This is a genomic window from Burkholderia vietnamiensis LMG 10929 (assembly GCF_000959445.1).
GTDB classification, from domain to species: Bacteria; Pseudomonadota; Gammaproteobacteria; order Burkholderiales; family Burkholderiaceae; genus Burkholderia; species Burkholderia vietnamiensis.
In genome coordinates, this window is sequence record NZ_CP009630.1 from 342,915 (window position 1) to 359,992 (window position 17,078).

Annotated in this window: 13 protein-coding genes; 11 read left to right on the forward strand and 2 right to left on the reverse strand. The window is 67.7% G+C overall.

The window, feature by feature from the left end; all coding sequences use genetic code 11:
• Position 1 precedes the first annotated feature (1 nt).
• The 7 genes from AK36_RS01895 to AK36_RS01925 all read left to right on the forward strand — a co-directional run bounded on the left by AK36_RS01895 (position 2) and on the right by AK36_RS01925 (position 9,317).
• Positions 2–1,927 carry a (Fe-S)-binding protein gene (locus AK36_RS01895; RefSeq protein ID WP_045577726.1) on the forward strand — a complete coding sequence of 642 codons (1,926 nt, stop codon included), beginning with the start codon at positions 2–4 and terminating at the stop codon, positions 1,925–1,927.
• Positions 1,928–1,931: 4 nt separating this feature from the next.
• Positions 1,932–3,119: an electron transfer flavoprotein subunit alpha/FixB family protein gene (locus AK36_RS01900; RefSeq protein WP_011880771.1), complete on the forward strand. Its 1,188-nt coding sequence runs from the start codon at positions 1,932–1,934 to the stop codon at positions 3,117–3,119.
• On the forward strand, positions 3,116–3,901 hold the full coding sequence (locus AK36_RS01905) for an electron transfer flavoprotein subunit beta/FixA family protein (protein WP_045577727.1): 786 nt from the start codon (positions 3,116–3,118) through the stop codon (positions 3,899–3,901). Before AK36_RS01900 ends, AK36_RS01905 begins: the two co-directional genes overlap by 4 nt.
• Positions 3,902–3,954: 53 nt before the next feature.
• Positions 3,955–5,196 (forward strand): aromatic ring-hydroxylating oxygenase subunit alpha, encoded by a 1,242-nt coding sequence (locus tag AK36_RS01910; RefSeq protein WP_011880769.1) that lies wholly within the window; start codon positions 3,955–3,957, stop codon positions 5,194–5,196.
• Between the two features lie 29 nt (positions 5,197–5,225).
• Positions 5,226–6,374: an FAD-binding oxidoreductase gene (locus AK36_RS01915; protein ID WP_011880768.1), complete on the forward strand. Its 1,149-nt coding sequence runs from the start codon at positions 5,226–5,228 to the stop codon at positions 6,372–6,374.
• Between the two features lie 135 nt (positions 6,375–6,509).
• The gene (locus AK36_RS01920) at positions 6,510–7,373 is read left to right on the forward strand and encodes a glycine betaine ABC transporter substrate-binding protein (protein WP_034195493.1); all 864 of its coding nucleotides are present in this window, start codon (positions 6,510–6,512) and stop codon (positions 7,371–7,373) included.
• A 288-nt stretch (positions 7,374–7,661) separates the two neighbouring features.
• On the forward strand, positions 7,662–9,317 hold the full coding sequence (locus tag AK36_RS01925) for a trimethylamine N-oxide permease (RefSeq protein ID WP_045577728.1): 1,656 nt from the start codon (positions 7,662–7,664) through the stop codon (positions 9,315–9,317).
• A gap of 124 nt (positions 9,318–9,441) precedes the next feature.
• Here the strand turns inward: AK36_RS01925 and purU are convergent, their stop codons facing one another.
• Together purU and AK36_RS01935 are read right to left on the reverse strand one after the other, a co-directional pair.
• Positions 9,442–10,326, reverse strand: coding sequence for a formyltetrahydrofolate deformylase (gene purU, locus AK36_RS01930; RefSeq protein WP_011880765.1), 885 nt, complete (start codon positions 10,324–10,326; stop codon positions 9,442–9,444).
• Between the two features lie 181 nt (positions 10,327–10,507).
• Entirely contained in the window at positions 10,508–11,434 is a 927-nt protein-coding gene (locus tag AK36_RS01935) for a choline sulfate utilization transcriptional regulator (RefSeq protein WP_080938588.1), read from the reverse strand.
• Between the two features lie 199 nt (positions 11,435–11,633).
• On the opposite strand from AK36_RS01935, the gene betC reads away from it, so the two are divergent.
• The 4 genes from betC to AK36_RS01955 all read left to right on the forward strand — a co-directional run bounded on the left by betC (position 11,634) and on the right by AK36_RS01955 (position 17,078).
• Positions 11,634–13,169: a choline-sulfatase gene (gene betC / locus AK36_RS01940; protein ID WP_045577729.1), complete on the forward strand. Its 1,536-nt coding sequence runs from the start codon at positions 11,634–11,636 to the stop codon at positions 13,167–13,169.
• A 44-nt stretch (positions 13,170–13,213) separates the two neighbouring features.
• Positions 13,214–14,188 carry a choline ABC transporter substrate-binding protein gene (choX, locus tag AK36_RS01945; RefSeq protein ID WP_011880762.1) on the forward strand — a complete coding sequence of 325 codons (975 nt, stop codon included), beginning with the start codon at positions 13,214–13,216 and terminating at the stop codon, positions 14,186–14,188.
• A 253-nt stretch (positions 14,189–14,441) separates the two neighbouring features.
• Complete coding sequence (locus AK36_RS01950; RefSeq protein ID WP_011880761.1) at positions 14,442–15,581, forward strand: porin; 1,140 nt, start codon at positions 14,442–14,444, stop codon at positions 15,579–15,581.
• 246 nt (positions 15,582–15,827) lie between these two features.
• Positions 15,828–17,078 (forward strand): MFS transporter, encoded by a 1,251-nt coding sequence (locus tag AK36_RS01955; RefSeq protein ID WP_045577730.1) that lies wholly within the window; start codon positions 15,828–15,830, stop codon positions 17,076–17,078.

A 17,078-nucleotide genomic window follows, 5' to 3' on the forward strand; every position in this document is an offset into this window, starting at 1 on the left:
GATGAATCCGGCTTTCCTCATTACCGCACTGCTGTGGCTGTCGGTGGCGGGGCTCGCGTTCGCGGTCGCGAAGCGCTCGTCCTACTGGCGTCTCGGGCGCGGGACGGCGCCCGGCTCGTTCGGCGTCGCGAACCTGTTCGCGATTCCGAAGCGCTACTTCGTCGACCTGCACCACGTGGTCGCCCGCGATCCGTACATCGCGAAGACCCACGTCGCGACCGCGGGCGGCGCGATCGCCGCGCTCGCGCTGGTGTTCGTCAACTACGGCCTCGCGATCTATTCGCCGTGGCTCGACCGGCTGATCTTCGTCGCGGCGCTCGCGATGCTGGTCGGCGCGGTGTTCGTGTGGCGCCGTCGTGCGGCGAAGAACGTGCCGGCCCGGCTGTCGCGCGGCCCGTGGAACACGCTGCCGTGGATGCTCGGTTCGTTCGCGCTCGGCCTCGTGCTGTTCATGGTCGTGCCGACCGGCGCGATGTCGGGCGCGTTCGCCGTGCTCTGCGCGCTGCTGATCGCGGCCGGCGCGTTCACGATGACGGTCGGCGCCGCGAAGGGCGGCCCGATGAAGCATGCGATCGCCGGGCTGCTGCACCTCGCGTTTCACCCGCGCCAGGAGCGTTTCGCGGCCACCCGTGAATCGTTCACCGGCAACGGCACCGCGACGCCGCCGACCGCGCTGAAGCTGCCCGATATCGAACACGACGAGTACGGCGTCGCGAAGCCGGTCGAATTCCGCTGGAACCAGCTGCTGAGCTTCGACGCATGCGTGCAGTGCGGCAAGTGCGAAGCCGCGTGCCCCGCGTTCGCATCGGGCCAGCCGCTGAACCCGAAGAAGCTGATCCAGGATCTGGTCGTCGGGATGGCCGGCGGCACCGATGCCGCGTATGCGGGCAGCCCGTACCCGGGCATCCCGGTCGGCCAGCATCGCGGCGAGCCGAACGGCCCGATCGTGTCGGGCCTGATCGAGGAGCAGACGCTGTGGTCGTGCACGACCTGCCGTGCATGCGTGCAGGAGTGCCCGATGCTGATCGAGCACGTCGACGCGATCGTCGACCTGCGCCGCAACCGCACGCTGGTGCACGGCACGGTGCCGGGCAAGGGCCAGGAGGTGCTCGCGAACCTGCGCGAGACGGGCACGATGGGCGGCTACGACACGGCCGCGCGCTACGACTGGTCGGTCGACCTGAACGCGCCGATCGCGCAAGCGGGCAAGCCGGTCGACGTGCTGATCGTCGCGGGCGAAGGCGCGTTCGACATGCGCTACCAGCGCACGCTGCGTGCGTTCATCAAGGTGCTGAACAAGGCGGGCGTCGACTACGCGGTGCTCGGCGGCGCCGAGACCGACACGGGCGACGTGGCGCGCCGCCTCGGCGACGAAGCGACGTTCCAGCAGATGGCGAAGCGTCTGATCGGCACGCTCGACGCGCTGTCGTACCAGCAGATCGTCACGGCCGATCCGCACGTGATGCACAGCCTGCGCAACGAGTATCGCGCGCTCGGGCTGCGCGTGACGGTCAAGCATCACACGACCTACCTCGCGGAGCTGGCCGACAGCGGCAAGATCGCGCCGAAGGCCGTCGATGCGCTGCGCGAGAAGCGCACCACGTACCACGATCCGTGCTATCTCGGCCGCTACAACGGCGAGACGGAGTCGCCGCGCAAGTTGCTGAAGACGATCGGCATCCAGGTCGTCGAGATGGAGCGCAACGGCATGCGCGGGCGCTGCTGCGGCGGTGGCGGCGGTGCGCCGCTGACCGACATCCCGGGCAAGCAGCGCATTCCCGACATCCGCATCGCCGACGCGCGCGCGATCGGTGCGGACGTGGTCGCGGTCGGCTGCCCGAACTGCACGGCGATGCTCGAAGGCGTCGTGGGCCCGCGCCCCGATGTGCTCGACGTAGCCGAACTCGTTGCCGCCTCGCTGGAGTGAATCGATGAACCCGATCAAACGAATCGATCCGCGCCGGCCGTTCATCATCACGGCTGCCGGCCTGAAGCGCATCACGCTCGGCGAGGAAGGCAGCGCCGACGCGAGCGCCGCGCAGTGGTCCGCGCACGGTCATGGCGGCGCGGCCGCGAAGCCGCGCCGCGCGGTGCAGGACCCGAAGCACGTGATGCTGGTGGTCGCGCACACCGAGCGCGGCGCGCTCGACGACCACGCGCGGCAGGCGATCGCCGCCGCCGCGGTGCTCGCCGACGCGCAGACGGAAGTCGCGCTGCTGGCGTTCGGCGAACTGAAAGACGACGCGGCCGCGCTCGGCGTCGACAAGCTGGTCGAGCTGACCGGCTTCGACCGTCGCGCGTTCGCGCCCGAAAGCGAATTGCAGGCGTTGCAGGCCTGTGCGGCCGCGCTCGCGCCGAAGCACGTGCTGATGCCCGACAACGCGACGGGCGACGGCGATCTCGGCCGGCGCTACGCGGCGGCGGCCGGCGCGAGCGTCGCGACCCATGTGGTCGAGATCGACGCGAAGCACGTCGGCGCGTATGCGCACGCGGGCCGCGCGTTCGCCACCCGTGACCTGCCCGACGTGATCCTGCTCGCGCCGAACGCGGTGGAGCCGAAGCTGCCGTTCGTCGGCGCCGGCGAGCGCCTGGCTGCGGACTTCATTCATCCGACCGGCGACGCGGCCGGCGCGGCCGGTGCGGCCGACGCCTATCGCGACCTCGGCCTCGACGAAATCGACGCGGCGCAAGTCGCGCTGGAGGAAGCCGACTTCATCGTGTCGGCCGGCAACGGCGTGTCCGACATCGCTGCGTTCGAGCGGCTCGCCGGCGTGTTCGGCGCGGCGATCGGCGCGAGCCGCGTCGCGGTCGACAACGGCCATTTCACGCGCGACAAGCAGGTGGGCGCGACCGGCAAGACGGTCGAGGCGAGCGTGTACATCGCGTTCGGCATCTCCGGCGCGGTGCAGCATCTGCAGGGGATCAAGGACTGCCGCCATGTGATCGCGGTCAACCTCGACGGCAGCGCGCCGATCGCGAAGCGCGCGAACCTGACGGTCGTGGGCGACGCGCAGGCGACGATCTCGGCGCTGATCGAACAGGTGCAGGCCGCGCGCGCGGCGCGCGGACAATCGCCGGCCGCGGTCGGCGCCCGTGAAACGGAAGGAGTCGCAGCATGAACGCCCCCCGCCAGTTGCAACGCATCGCGGTGCTCGTGTCCGTGGGCCGGCATCCGGTCAGCGGCACCGCACGATACAGCCGCAACGACGCGGCCGCGCTCGAGCTTGGCCGCCAGCTCGCCGAGCGGCACCGCGCGCAGCTCGACGTCGTCCATGCGGGCGACCCCGCCAATCAGGCGCTCGCCGAATACCTCGCGCTCGGCGCGCGCGAGGTCGAGGTGCTCGCGTGCCGCGACGGCGACGACGCCGCGCACGCGCTCGCGGCCCGCGTCGAAGGCTACGACCTCGTGCTGACCGGCACCCGCGCGGAAGGCGCGTACGACACCGGCATGCTGCCGTACCGCGTCGCCGCGACGCTCGGCTACCCGCTGGTCGGTGCGGCCGTCGACGTGACGGTGGACGCCGGCCGCGCGGCGGTCCGGCAATTCTTGCCGAAGGGGCTGCGGCGCCGGGTCGACACGGCGCTGCCGGCGGTCGTCGCGGTGCATCCGCTCGCGAACGCGCAGCCGCGCTACGCGTATGCGCGGCTGCGGGCCGGCGCGATCCGGCCGGCGCTCGCGTCGAGCGGCGCGGATGCCGAGGCGGCCGCGTGGAAGGTCGGTCCGATCGAGCGTAAACCCGTAAAACTGGTCGCCGCCGAGAAGCGCTCCGGGCACGCGCGGATGCTGTCCGCGACGACGACCGAAAGCCGCGGCGGGAACGTCGTAAATGAAGGGAGTTCAGTCGAAAAAGCACAAGTGATCCTCGCGTATTTGCGCGAGCATCAGCTCATCGACTACTGATTTTTGGGGCCTGTCGGCAACCACCCAGGGATGCAAGGAATCCGGAGCAAACGATGAAAGTATCGGCAGACATTCGCGCACTGATCGAACGACGCAAGGCAGGCTACAGCCTCGAGGCACCGTTCTATACGAGCGAGGAAATTTTCGCGCTCGACATGGAGGCAATCTTCCGCCAGCACTGGATCCAGGTCGCGGTCGAGCCTGACGTCCCGGAGCCGGGCGACTACGTGACCGTCGAGCTGGGCAGCGACTCGATCCTGATCGTGCGCGACGACGACATGGAGATCCGCGCGTTCCACAACGTGTGCCGCCACCGCGGTGCGCGCCTGTGCAACGAGGACAAGGGTTCGGTGGGCAACATCGTGTGCCCGTACCACAGCTGGACCTACAACCTGACCGGGCAGCTGATGTTCGCCGAGCACATGGGCGAGCAGTTCGACCGCTGCAAGCACAGCCTGAAGTCGGTGCACGTGCAGAACCTCGCGGGCCTGATCTTCGTGTGCCTCGCCGACGAGCCGCCGGCCGACTTCGCGCAGCTGCGCGCGCAGATGGAGCCGTACATGCTGCCGCACGATCTGCCGAACGCGAAGATCGCCGCACAGGTCGACATCATCGAGGAAGGCAACTGGAAGCTCACGATGGAGAACAACCGCGAGTGCTATCACTGCGTCGCGAACCATCCGGAGCTGACGATCTCGCTGTACGAATACGGCTTCGGCTACCAGCGCTCCGACGCGAACGCCGAAGGCATGGACGCGTTCGCGGAAACCTGCGTGCGCCGCGGCAAGGAATGGGCCGAGATGGGCCTGCCGTCCGCCGAGATCGAGAAGCTGCTCGACGTGACCGGTTTCCGCACGCAGCGCCTGCCGCTCGACCGCAGCGGCGAATCGCAGACGCTCGACGCGAAAGTCGCGTCGAAGAAGCTGCTCGGCAAGTTCGAACAGGCCGACCTCGGCGGCCTGTCGTTCTGGACGCAGCCGAATTCGTGGCATCACTTCATGAGCGATCACATCGTCAGCTTCTCGGTGATTCCGCTGTCGGCCGGCAAGACGCTCGTGCGTACCAAGTGGCTCGTGCACAAGGACGCGAAGGAAGGCATCGACTACGACGTGAAGAACCTCACGGCCGTGTGGAATGCGACCAACGACCAGGATCGCGCGCTCGTCGAATTCTCGCAGCGCGGCGCGAGCAGCAGCGCGTACGAGCCCGGCCCGTATTCGCCGTACACGGAAGGCCTCGTCGAAAAATTCTCGGCCTGGTACATCGCCCGGCTCGCCGAAAAGATCGGCGCATAGTATCCAGCAGCGGACAAGCGGAGCAAGACATGATGCGAGATGCGGCCAATTTCGAGCCGGTGGACAGCCGGGTCACGCACCCGGCGTTCTGGAACGCGCTGCCGGAGCGCTGGACGAGCGACGTCGAGGAAACGCTGGTGTGCTGCCACGTGCGCCAGGAAACGCATGACGTGAAGAGCTTCTTCTTCCGTTCGCCGCAGGGCCGTACGTTCTCGTTCGAGCCCGGGCAGTTCATCACGCTCGAGCTCGACATCGACGGCGAGACGATCAATCGCTGCTACACGATCTCGTCGTCGCCCGCGCGGCCGCACACGATTTCGATCACGGTCAAGCGGGTGCCGGGCGGCAAGGTGTCGAACTGGCTGCACGACAACCTGCAGCCGGGCGCGCCGGTGCGCGTGCTCGGCCCGGCCGGCGAATTCACCTGCGCGCGCCATCCGGCGCGCAAGTATCTGTTCCTGTCGGCCGGCTCGGGCATCACGCCGCTGATGTCGATGAGCCGCGCGCATCACGATCTCGCCGAGGATCGCGACATCATGTTCGTGCACAGCGCGCGTACGCCGGACGACATCATCTTCGCGCGCGAGCTCGACCTGATCGCATCGAACCACACGAACTTCCGCACGTCGTTCGTCGTCGAGCGCGTCGGCGCGCGCACCAACTGGCCGGGCGTCACGGGTTTCCTGACGCTGCCGCTGCTGAAGCTGATCGCGCCGGACTTCATGGAGCGCGAGATCTTCACGTGCGGGCCGGCGCCGTACATGAAGGCCGTGCGCGACCTGCTCGACGAGGCCGGCTTCGACCGCAAGCAGTATCACGAGGAGAGCTTCTCGTTCGAAACGCTCGCGCAGACCGCGAGCGACGACGTGCTCGCCGAACTCGTGCCCGCGGCCGACGGCGGCGACGTCGCGACGAAGCAGTACACCGTCAGCTTCGCGAAGAGCAACCGCGAGATCTCGTGCGGCTCGGAGCAGCACGTGCTCGACGCGGCGCGCCAGTCGGGCGTGCGGCTGCCGGCATCGTGCACGCAGGGCATGTGCGGCACCTGCAAGGTGAAGCTCGTGTCGGGGCAGGTCGAGATGAAGCACAACGGCGGCATCCGCCAGCGCGAGATCGATCAGGGCATGGTGCTGCTCTGCTGCAGCAAGCCGCTGTCGGATCTCGTCATCGACAAATAGCGCGCAACGCATCGTCGGCCGTCCGTGCGCGTCGCGTGCGGACAAGCATCCGTCGCAAAATAGCGATACCGTGGATTTGTGGTTGAAGAACCTAGAGAGGCAACGCGCAGTGAGCGCATATCAAGGAGATCGACCATGAAGCTGTTCGGGAAACTGCTGTGGGCCGGCGCAGTGTCGGCGATGGTGACGCTGAGCGCGTCGGCAATCGCGGATACGAAGCCGACGCTGAAAATCGGTTACGTAGAAGGCTGGGACGACAGCGTCGCGACGTCGAACGTCGCGGCCCGCGTGATCGAGAAGAAACTCGGCTACCACGTGCAGCTGGTGCCGGTCGCCGCCGGGATCATGTGGCAAGGCGTGGCGCGCGGCGACCTCGACGCGACGCTGTCGGCGTGGCTGCCCGTCACGCACGGCTCCTACTGGAGCGAATACAAGACGAAGGTCGTCGACCTCGGCGTGAACTTTCCGGACGCGAAGATCGGCCTGATCGTGCCCGACTACGTGAAGGCGAAGAGCATCGACGATCTCAACGCCGAGAAGAGCAGCTTCGGCGGCCGCATCGTCGGTATCGACGCGGGTGCGGGCGTGATGCGCAAGACCGACGAGGCGATCAAGAGCTACGGGCTCAGCTACACGCTGATGCCGAGCTCGGGTAGCGCGATGACGGCCGAGCTGTCGCGCTCGGTCGGTGCGAACAAACCGGTGATCGTGACCGGCTGGGCACCGCACTGGATGTTCGCGAAGTGGAAGCTGCGCTTCCTCGACGATCCGAAGAAGGTGTTCGGCGGTGCGGAGCACGTCGACAGCGTCGTCAATCCGCAGCTCGAAACGAAGGCGAAGCCGGTCGTCGCGTTCCTGAAGAAGTTCCAGTGGAAGCCGGGCGAGATCGACAGCGTGATGCTGGCGATCCAGAACGGTTCGAAGCCGGATGCGGCCGCCGACGCATGGATCGCAGCGCATGCGGACCGCGTGAATGCGTGGACTGAAGGCGCGCAGTAAGCCGCAATAAGCACACGACGGTTCGTCCCGCGAATCGTCACGACGACACGCCGGGAATGGCTAGCAGGAATCCGAAACAATCGCGAATCGTCACGACGACACGCCGGGAATGGCTAGCAGGAATCCGAAACAATCGTGAATCCATGCGTCCATATCCCGGCTTTCTTTTGCTGATTCTGCAAAAAACCCCGCAAGTTGTTACACTACGGCGCTCGTGCGGAGTCATCTGCTTTGCATCGAACCAGCGTAAACGCTAAAGCGCCAACACTGATCGAGAGGAGGAATTGGATGAGTCAAGCAGGACTGCGTGCGAATCGCACCAGCGATGTCGAGACAACCATCTCACATGATTCGACGGGCCACACGCTGCAGCGTGGCCTGACATGGAAAGACGCATTCTGGGTGACGAGCGGCGTGCCGGCTGGCGTGCTGTTCACGATCGGCGGCGTATGCACGACGATCGGCCAGCCCGCGTGGGCGATCTGGATCGCCGCGATCACGATGGGGCTGATTCAAAGCGCGACTTATGCGGAAATTTCGGGGCTATTTCCTCATAAATCGGGCGGCGCGTCGGTGTACGGCGCGATCGGTTGGGTCCGTTACAGCAAGCTGATTGCCCCGGTTTCAGTGTGGTGCAACTGGCTCGCGTGGTCGCCGATGCTCGCGCTTGGCTGCGGCCTCGCGGCGAGCTACGCGCTCACGAGTCTCTTTCCCGCCGACGCGGCGGTGCTGCACTGGCAGCTCAAGGTCGCCGATCTCGGTTTCATCAAGCCCGGCCTCTCCCTGCGAATCAACGCGACGTTCATCATCGCGACGATTCTTCTCCTCATCACGTTCAAGCTCCAGCACAGCGGCGCATCGAAGGCGGCGCGCACGCAGCGCATCCTCGGCATCGCGTCGCTCACGCCGCTGTTGATCGTCGGCATCGTGCCGTTCGTCACCGGCGACGTGCCGATGTCGCATCTGCTCCCGCTGCTGCCGCTCGGTCACGACGCGAACGGCAACGTCACGGCCGCGACGTTCGGCACGTGGAACGGGCAGGGCGTCACGATGGCGCTCGGCGCGATGTTCATGGCCGGCTGGGCGTCGTATGGGTTCGAGACGGCCGTCTGCTATACGCGCGAGTTCCGCGATCCGCGCCGCGACACCGCGAAGGCGATCTTCTGGTCGGGCGCACTGTGCCTGGTCGTGATGACGCTGGTGCCGATGGCGTTCCAGGGCGCGCTCGGCACGCAGGCGCTGCTCGATCCGGCGATCGGCGACGGCACCGGCGTCGCGGCGGCGATGGCGAAGATCGTCGGCGGCGGCGCGTGGGTCGCGAATGCGGTCGTCGTGATGCTGATGCTGTCGATCCTGCTGATCGTGATGACGTCGATGATGGGCTCGTCGCGCACGCTGTATCAGGCATCGGTCGACGGCTGGCTGCCGAAGTACCTGTCGCACGTGAACGAGCACGGGTCGCCCACGCGCGCGATGTGGACCGATCTCGGCTTCAATCTCGTGCTGCTGATGATGTCCGACTACATGACGGTGCTGTCGATCTCGAACGTCTGCTACATGTTGTTCGTGTTCCTGAATCTGCAGTCGGGCTGGATTCACCGGATGGATCGCGGCAACTGGGAGCGGCCGTTCCGCTGCCCGACCTGGCTGCTCGTCGGCGGCGCGATCTGCGGCTATGCGAATCTCGTCTACGTCGGCGCCGGTGCGAACCTGCAGGGCGACGGGACGCTGCGCAATGGGCTGATCGCGATGCTGCTGATCGTGCCGGTGTTCCTGTATCGCCACTACTGGCAGGATCGCGGCCGCTTCCCCACCCAGATGCAGCGCGACATGGAGCTCGAAGTGCCGCAGCGTGCGACGTGGCTGAACCTGATGCCGTATGCGTCGCTGGTCGGCGCGGCGCTCGCGATCGGGTTGTCGTATTACTTCGCCTGGGTGAAATGAGTCACCGCGCGCGACACGCGTCGCGCGCTTCACCGAAGTGCACGTGACAAAAAAAATCGACCGGCTTTTGCCGGTCGATTTTTTTGCGCGCAGCCCGCGTCCGAGCGGGACCGTCGGCGCGCGCTTACGGAAACACCACCGTCCGGTCGCCGTTCAGGAACACGCGCCGCTCGATGAACGCCTTCACCGCGCGCGCGAGCGTGAGGGATTCGACGTCGCGGCCCACCGCCAGCAACTGCTCCGGCCGCAGCGCATGATCGACGCGCTCGACGACCTGCTCGATGATCGGGCCTTCGTCGAGATCGTCGGTCACGAAGTGCGCGGTGGCGCCGATCAGCTTCACGCCGCGCGCATGCGCCTGGTGATACGGCTTCGCTCCCTTGAAGCCGGGCAGGAACGAGTGATGGATGTTGATCGCGCGATTCGCGAGCTTCGCGCTGGTCTCCTGCGACAGCACCTGCATGTAGCGCGCGAGGATCACGAGTTCCGCGCCGCTCGATTCGAAGAAGTCGAGCCACTGCGCTTCCTGCTGCGCCTTCGTATCTGCCGTGATCGGGAAATGGCGGAACGGCAGCCCGTGCTGCGCGGCGAGCGGCTCGAAGTCGGGATGGTTCGACACGATGCCGACGATGTCCATCTTCAGCTCGCCCATCCGCCAGCGGAACAGCAGATCCGCGAGGCAGTGCTCGAGCTTCGACACCATGATCAGCACCTTGGGCCGCGCGTTGACGTCGTGAATCGCCCATTGCGTGTCGCCGCCGTCACCGGCGAGCGCGGCCGCGATCGGCCCGAACTCGTGGCGCAGCGCGTCGATCTGCAGCGTCTCGTCGGTCGGATGAAACACGCAGCGCACGAAGAAGTGGTTGCTGAGATCGTCGTCGAACACGTTCAGCGCGTCGACATAGCAGCGATGGCGCTCGAGAAAGCCGACGACGGCAGCGACCTGGCCGGCCGCGCTCGGGCACGACAGCGTCAGGACGAATTGATCGGGGCGTGAGTCGGCGGTCATGGGATTCCTCGGATGTCATGGGGCGCGAAGCCGCGGCGCAGCGCGGCTTCGCGCCGCGTGTCGCGGTAGCGGGAGGCTCAAGTAAATCAGGACGATTACGCGGCGGATAGAACCATCCCGCCGTGTGGCTGGTATCGGTGCGCCAGCGCCGCCGCGCCCATGCGCGATGGCGCGCGGCGCGTCACGCCGTTGCGCACGCGTCGAGCAGCCAGCGCCGGAACACGTGGGTCGCGTCGGTTTCGGGCCGTTGCGGCGGCCGCACCAGGAAGTAGCCGCGCGACGTGACGACCGGCGCGTCGACGAGTTTCACCAGTTGCCCGGACGCGACCAGCTCGTCGACGAGCGGCGACCAGCCGAGCGCGACGCCTTCGCCGAGCAGCGCCGCGTGGATCACCAGCGCATAGCTGTTGAAGGTCACGCCGCGCGCGGCGGCTGGCGCGTCGAGGCCGTGCGCGTCGAACCAGCCGGCCCACGACAGCCAGCGCTCCGGGTGCGTCGGCTGCACGTGCAGCAGCGGCAGCGCGTGCAGATGTTCGGGCCGCGCGACGTGCGCGTGCGCCGCATGGAACGCCGGCGCGCAGACGGGCGTGACCGCTTCGGGAAACAGCCGCGCGGCCGTGCACGACGGCCAGTGGCCGTCGCCGAACAGGATCGCGATGTCCGCGTGATCGCGCTGCACGTCGTAATCCTGTGACGTGACGACGCGCACGTCGACGTCCGGCATCACGCGTTTCAGCCCGGCCAGGCGCGGCATCAGCCAGTAGGTCGCGAAACCGACGTCGGTGACGATCGTCAGCGCGCCGTGCTCGCGGCGCGCGCGCAGCGTCGCGGTCGCGCCGCGCAGCGTCTCGAGGCTCGCGCGCACGGCTTCGTACAGGCACTGGCCGTCGTTCGTCAGCGTGACGCCGCGCGGGCTGCGCTCGAACAGCGGCACGCCCAGCTCCGCTTCCAGCTGGAACACCTGCTGGCTCACGGCCGGCTGCGTCGAGCCGAGCTCGCGCGCGGCGGCCGTGAAGCTCTGCAGACGCGCGGCCGATTCGAACGCGCGCAGCGCCTGCATCGACGGTAACGATTCGGATTTCGACATAAGCCTCTCTAATGGCCCCATAAGAGCCGGACGTCTTCCCGCGCGGATTCGGGCGGGAGATAGTGCATCGGACGGCTCGGCGCCGCGCCGCCTGTCGCGATTCTAGCCAGTCGCGGCCCGAGCGCGCGGCACTTCGTGCAGCCGCGTCCGTCATGCCGGCTGCGTCGCTGCAACAGCGTCGCGCCGTTCCGTTCGAACACCGATTTCCCCACGACCGCCGATGACGAACCCGACACCCAACATCCTGATCCTGATGGCCGACCAGCTCACGCCGTTCGCGTTGCCGGCCTACGGCAACCGCGTCGCGCGCACGCCGACGCTCGACCGGCTCGCCGCGCAAGGCGTGGTGTTCGACGCCGCGTACTGCGCGAGCCCGCTGTGCGCGCCGTCGCGCTTCTCGCTGCTGACCGGCAAGCTGCCGTCGCGTATCGGCGCCTACGATAACGCCGCCGAATTGCCCGCGCAAACGCTGACCTTCGCGCACTACCTGCGGGCGGGCGGTTACCGGACGATGCTGTCCGGGAAAATGCACTTCTGCGGCCCCGACCAGTTGCACGGCTTCGAGGAGCGGCTCACGACCGACATCTATCCGGCCGACTTCGGCTGGGTGCCCGACTGGGACCACCCGACCGAGCGGCCGAGCTGGTATCACAACATGAGCTCGGTGCTCGACGCCGGGCCGTGCGTGCGCACCAATCAGCTCGACTTCGACGACGAAGTGACGTTCGCGGCCCGCCAGAAGCTGTTCGACGTCGCGCGCGAGCGTGCGGCCGGCCACGACGCACGGCCGTTCTGCATGGTCGTGTCGTTGACGCATCCGCACGATCCGTATGCGATCACGCGCGAATACTGGGACCTGTACCGCGACGACGAGATCGACATGCCGGCGGTGCGGCTCGACGCCCAGCAGAGCGATCCGCATTCGCAGCGGCTGCGCTTCGTCTGCGAGAACGACCGTACGCCGCCGACCGACGCGCAGATCCGCGCCGCCCGCCGCGCATACTACGGCGCGACCTCGTACGTCGACGCGCAGTTCGCCAGCGTGCTCGCCGCGCTCGAGCAATGCGGCTTCGCCGACGACACGATCGTGATCGTCACGTCCGACCACGGCGACATGCTCGGCGAGCGCGGGCTCTGGTACAAGATGACGTTCTTCGAAGGCGGCTGCCGCGTGCCGCTGATCGTGCATGCGCCGCAGCGCTTCGACGCGGCGCGCGTGCGCACGCCGGTGTCGCACCTCGACCTGCTGCCGACGCTGGTGGACCTCGCCGGTGTGACGCCGGCCGGCGGCTGGCCGGACCCGGTCGACGGCGCGAGCCTCGTGCCGCAGCTGCGCGGCGCGCCGGCGCACGACGTCGCGCTCGGCGAATATCTCGCCGAAGGCGCGGTCGCGCCGATCGTGATGATTCGCCGCGGCGACTGGAAGTACGTGCACTGCGCGGCCGATCCCGACCAGCTGTACAACCTCGCCGACGATCCGCACGAGCGCATGAACCTGGCCGGCCTGCCCGAAGCGGCGGAGGTGCTCGCCGCGTTGCGCGCGGAGGCCGCGCGGCGCTGGAACCTGACGGAGCTCGACGCGCAGGTGCGTGCGAGCCAGCGGCGCCGGCGCTTCCATTACGCGGCGACCACGCAGGGCCGCATCCACGCATGGGACTGGCAGCCGTTCACCGACACGAGCCAGCGCTACATGCGCAATCACATCGAACTCGACACGCTCGAAGCGATGGCGCGCTTCCCGCGCGTCGGCCGCTGAACGCATACATCGCGCACACCGACGAACGACGGAGGAACCGACTCATGAAACGGCAATGCAATGCAGCAATCCGCAGACTCGGCACGGCGCTCGCCGCAGCCGCCTGCGTCGCGGCGACGGCGCTGCAGCCCGCGCACGCCGCCGACGCGCAGACGTGTCGCGACGTGAAGATGGCGGCGCCCGGCTGGACCGACATCGACGCGACCAACGCGATGGCCGGCGTGGTGCTGAAGGCGCTCGGCTACCGCCAGGACGTGGCGAACCTGTCGGTGCCGATCACGTACCAGGGGCTGAAGAAAGGGCAGGTCGACGTGTTCCTCGGCAACTGGATGCCCGCACAGGCGCCGCTCGTGAAGCCGTTCGTCGACGAGAAGGCGATCGACGTGCTGCACGCGAACCTGAGCGGTGCGAAATTCACGCTCGCGGTGCCCGACTACGTGGCGGCGGCCGGCGTGCACACGTTCGCCGATCTCGCGGCCCACGCGGACCAGTTCGGCGGCAAGATCTACGGGATCGAGCCGGGCGCGCCCGCGAACCAGAACATCAAGCGGATGCTGGCCGATCATGCGCTGGGCGCGGCGAACTGGTCGCTGGTCGAATCGAGCGAGACGGGGATGCTCACGCAGGTCGAGCGCGCGGTGCGCGACAAGCGCTGGATCGTGTTCCTCGCGTGGGAGCCGCACCTGATGAACACCAAGTTCCATCTGACCTACCTGTCGGGCGGCGACGCGTACTTCGGGCCGAACTACGGCGGCGCGACCGTCAACACCGTGACGCGCGCGGGCTTTGCCGGCCAGTGCGCGAACCTCGCGCGGCTGTTCCGGCAGATGACGTTCTCCGTCGACGTCGAGAACCGCATGATCGCCGACATGCTCGACCACAAGACGCCCCCCGCCGTCGCGGCGCAGCACGTGCTGAAAGCTGACCCGTCGCTGGTCGAGCGCTGGCTCGACGGCGTGACGACGGCGGCCGGCGCGCCCGCGCTGCCGGCCGTGCGCGCGGCGCTCGACGCGCGCTGACGGCCTCTCGGGCGGCCGGTTTTCGGCCGCGCCGCCCGTCTCCGTGTTTTCCCGAACGGTCGCAACGAGACTATTTGTTGTCGCCTTCAGACGGGTGAGCCGAAATATGGGTTTGTACTTTTTGCCAATGGCTGCGTTATTGCGGAATACGTAATAGCGAAGCCAGAGGAGTACCGAATTCGAATCAGCCAGCGCAATGCGGCGCGCGCCAGCCAAGATTCCTTCCATCGAACGGTTCAGGGGGTAGTCGACAATGAAGCAAACGAAAGTTGCCGTAGCCGCCGCGCTCGCGTGCGCGGCCTGCATTCCCACCATCGGCCACGCGCAGAGCAGCGTGACGCTGTACGGGATTCTCGACGCCGGCATCACGTACGTGAACAACACGGGCGGCTCGCACGTGGTGAAGTTCGACGACGGCGTCTCGTACGGGAACCGCTTCGGCCTGAAAGGCACGGAAGATCTCGGCGGCGGCCTGAAGGCGGTGTTCGCGCTCGAGAGCGGTTTCCACCTCGGCAACGGGCAGCTCGGCTTCGGCGGCGCCGAATTCGGCAGGCAGGCTTATGTCGGGCTGCAGAACGACTGGGGCACGCTGTCGTTCGGCAACCAGCTCGACATCACGAACGAACTCGTATCGATCTACAACATCTCGGCGTGGGGCAGCGGCTATGCGATCCACCAGGGCGACTTCGACCGGTTCAACGGCGACCGCCTGCCGAATTCGGTGAAGTTCCTGTCGAACGACCTGAGTGGCTTCAAGTTCGGCGCGATGTACTCGTTCGGCAACGTCGCCGGCAACTTCCATCGCAACAGCGCGTGGAGCGCGGGCGCGAGCTTCACGAAGGGCGACTTCTCGATCGGCGCCGCGTACACGCGCCTGAACAACCCGAACGGCATCTATGCGTTCGACCCGTACGCGATGATCGGCACGCATACGTTCCTCGGGCAGCAAACGGTCACCGTCGATCCGGCCACCGGAGCACGCACCGACCTGTTCGCGAACACGGCGATGGACGTCGACAGCCAGGGCACGTTCGGCATCGGCACGAGCTACACGATCGGCAAGCTGTCGCTCGACGCGAACTTCTCGTACACGACGATCAAGGGCTTCGGCCAGTCGTCGCACATGCAGGTCTACGAAGGCGGCGGCTTGTACCAGTTCACGCCGGCGCTCAGCTTCATCGCCGGCTACCAGCACACGCGCTTCGAGGGCCACCACTGGAACCAGGGCACGGCCGGCCTGCACTACCTGCTGTCGAAGCGCACCGACGTGTACATCTCCGGCGATTACCTGCGCGCGTCGCAGGGCGTCGACGCGGTGATCGGCTACAGCTTCACGCCGTCGACCACGCAGACGCAGGCCGACGTGCGGATCGGGATGCGGCATTCGTTCTGAGCCCGGCAGGGTAGTTCATTCGACGTCTTCAGCGAGGTCTCTCTTTCGCGCGAACTGCGGTTCGCGCTTTTTTTTTGTTGCGATTTTTTTTGCGATAGGGCGCCGGGTGCGACATGCGCGTGCCGAGCGCGGTCGCGGCACTTGACGATATCATCGCGGTTCGACACGCGCCGTGTCGCGCCGATCGCCTGCCGGCGACACGACGATATCCCGTCGATATCCCGCCGATGACCCGCCGATGACCCGATGACCGCCCCGTTACCCGAATCCGCTCCGCCGTCGCCGCTACCCGCGAATCTGTTCCGTCATGCGCCGTTCCAGCGTTTCTGGGGGACGCGCGTGACGTCGTCCCTAGCGTTCCAGATCCTGTCGGTCGCGATCGGCTGGTACGTTTATACGCTCACGCACAGCGCATTCGCGCTCGGCCTCGTCGGGCTTGCGCAGTTCGTGCCGATGTTCGCGCTGACGCTCGTCGTCGGGCAGGTGGCCGACCGCTACGACCGGCGGCGCATCGCGACGATCTGTCAGAGCGTCGAGGCGCTGGCTGCCGGCGTGTTCCTGCTCGGCGCGGCCCGCGGCTGGCTGACGGCGCCGGGCGTCTACGCGCTCGCGGCGCTCGTCGGCACCGCCCGCGCGTTCGAATCGCCGTCGGTGTCGTCGCTGCTGCCGGCCGTCGTGCCGCGCGGCGACCTGCCGCGCGCGACCGCGCTGTCCACCTCGGCCAACCAGGCCGCGCAGATTCTCGGGCCGGCGTTCGGCGGGCTGCTGTACGGCGTCGGCGCACCGGCCGCGTTCGGCACGAGCGCCGTGGCGTTCGCGATTGCCGCGGTGCTCAGCGGCACGATCCCGCTGCGCAGCGCGCCGCCCGCGCGCGAGCCGGTCACGCTGCGTTCGGTGTTCTCGGGCATCGCGTTCATCCGGCGCGAGCCGGCGATCCTCGGCGCGCTGTCGCTCGACCTGTTCGCCGTGCTGTTCGGCGGCGCGACTGCGCTGTTGCCGATCTATGCGCGCGACATCCTGCAGGTCGGGCCGTGGGGGCTCGGCGCGCTGCGCGCGGCGCCGGCCGTCGGAGCGCTCGCGGGCACGCTGTGGCTTACGCGCTTTCCGCTCGACGTGCGGCCGGGCCGCGCGATGTTCGGCGGCGTGATCGCGTTCGGCATCGCGACGATCGTGTTCGGCCTGTCGCGGCATTTCGCGCTGTCGCTCGTCGCGCTCGCGGCATTGGGCGCGTCGGACGTGGTGAGCGTCGTCGTGCGTCTGTCGCTCGTGCAGCTGCGCACGCCGGACGACATGCTCGGGCGCGTGAGCGCGGTGAATTCGCTGTTCATCGGCACGTCGAACCAGCTCGGCGAATTCGAATCGGGCGTGACGGCCGCATGGTGGGGTGCGCCGGCGGCGATCGTCGTCGGCGGCACGGCGACGATCGCGGTCGCGCTCGCGTGGATGCGCCTGTTTCCTCAGCTGACCGGCATGAAGTCGCTCGAACGCGACCGGTGA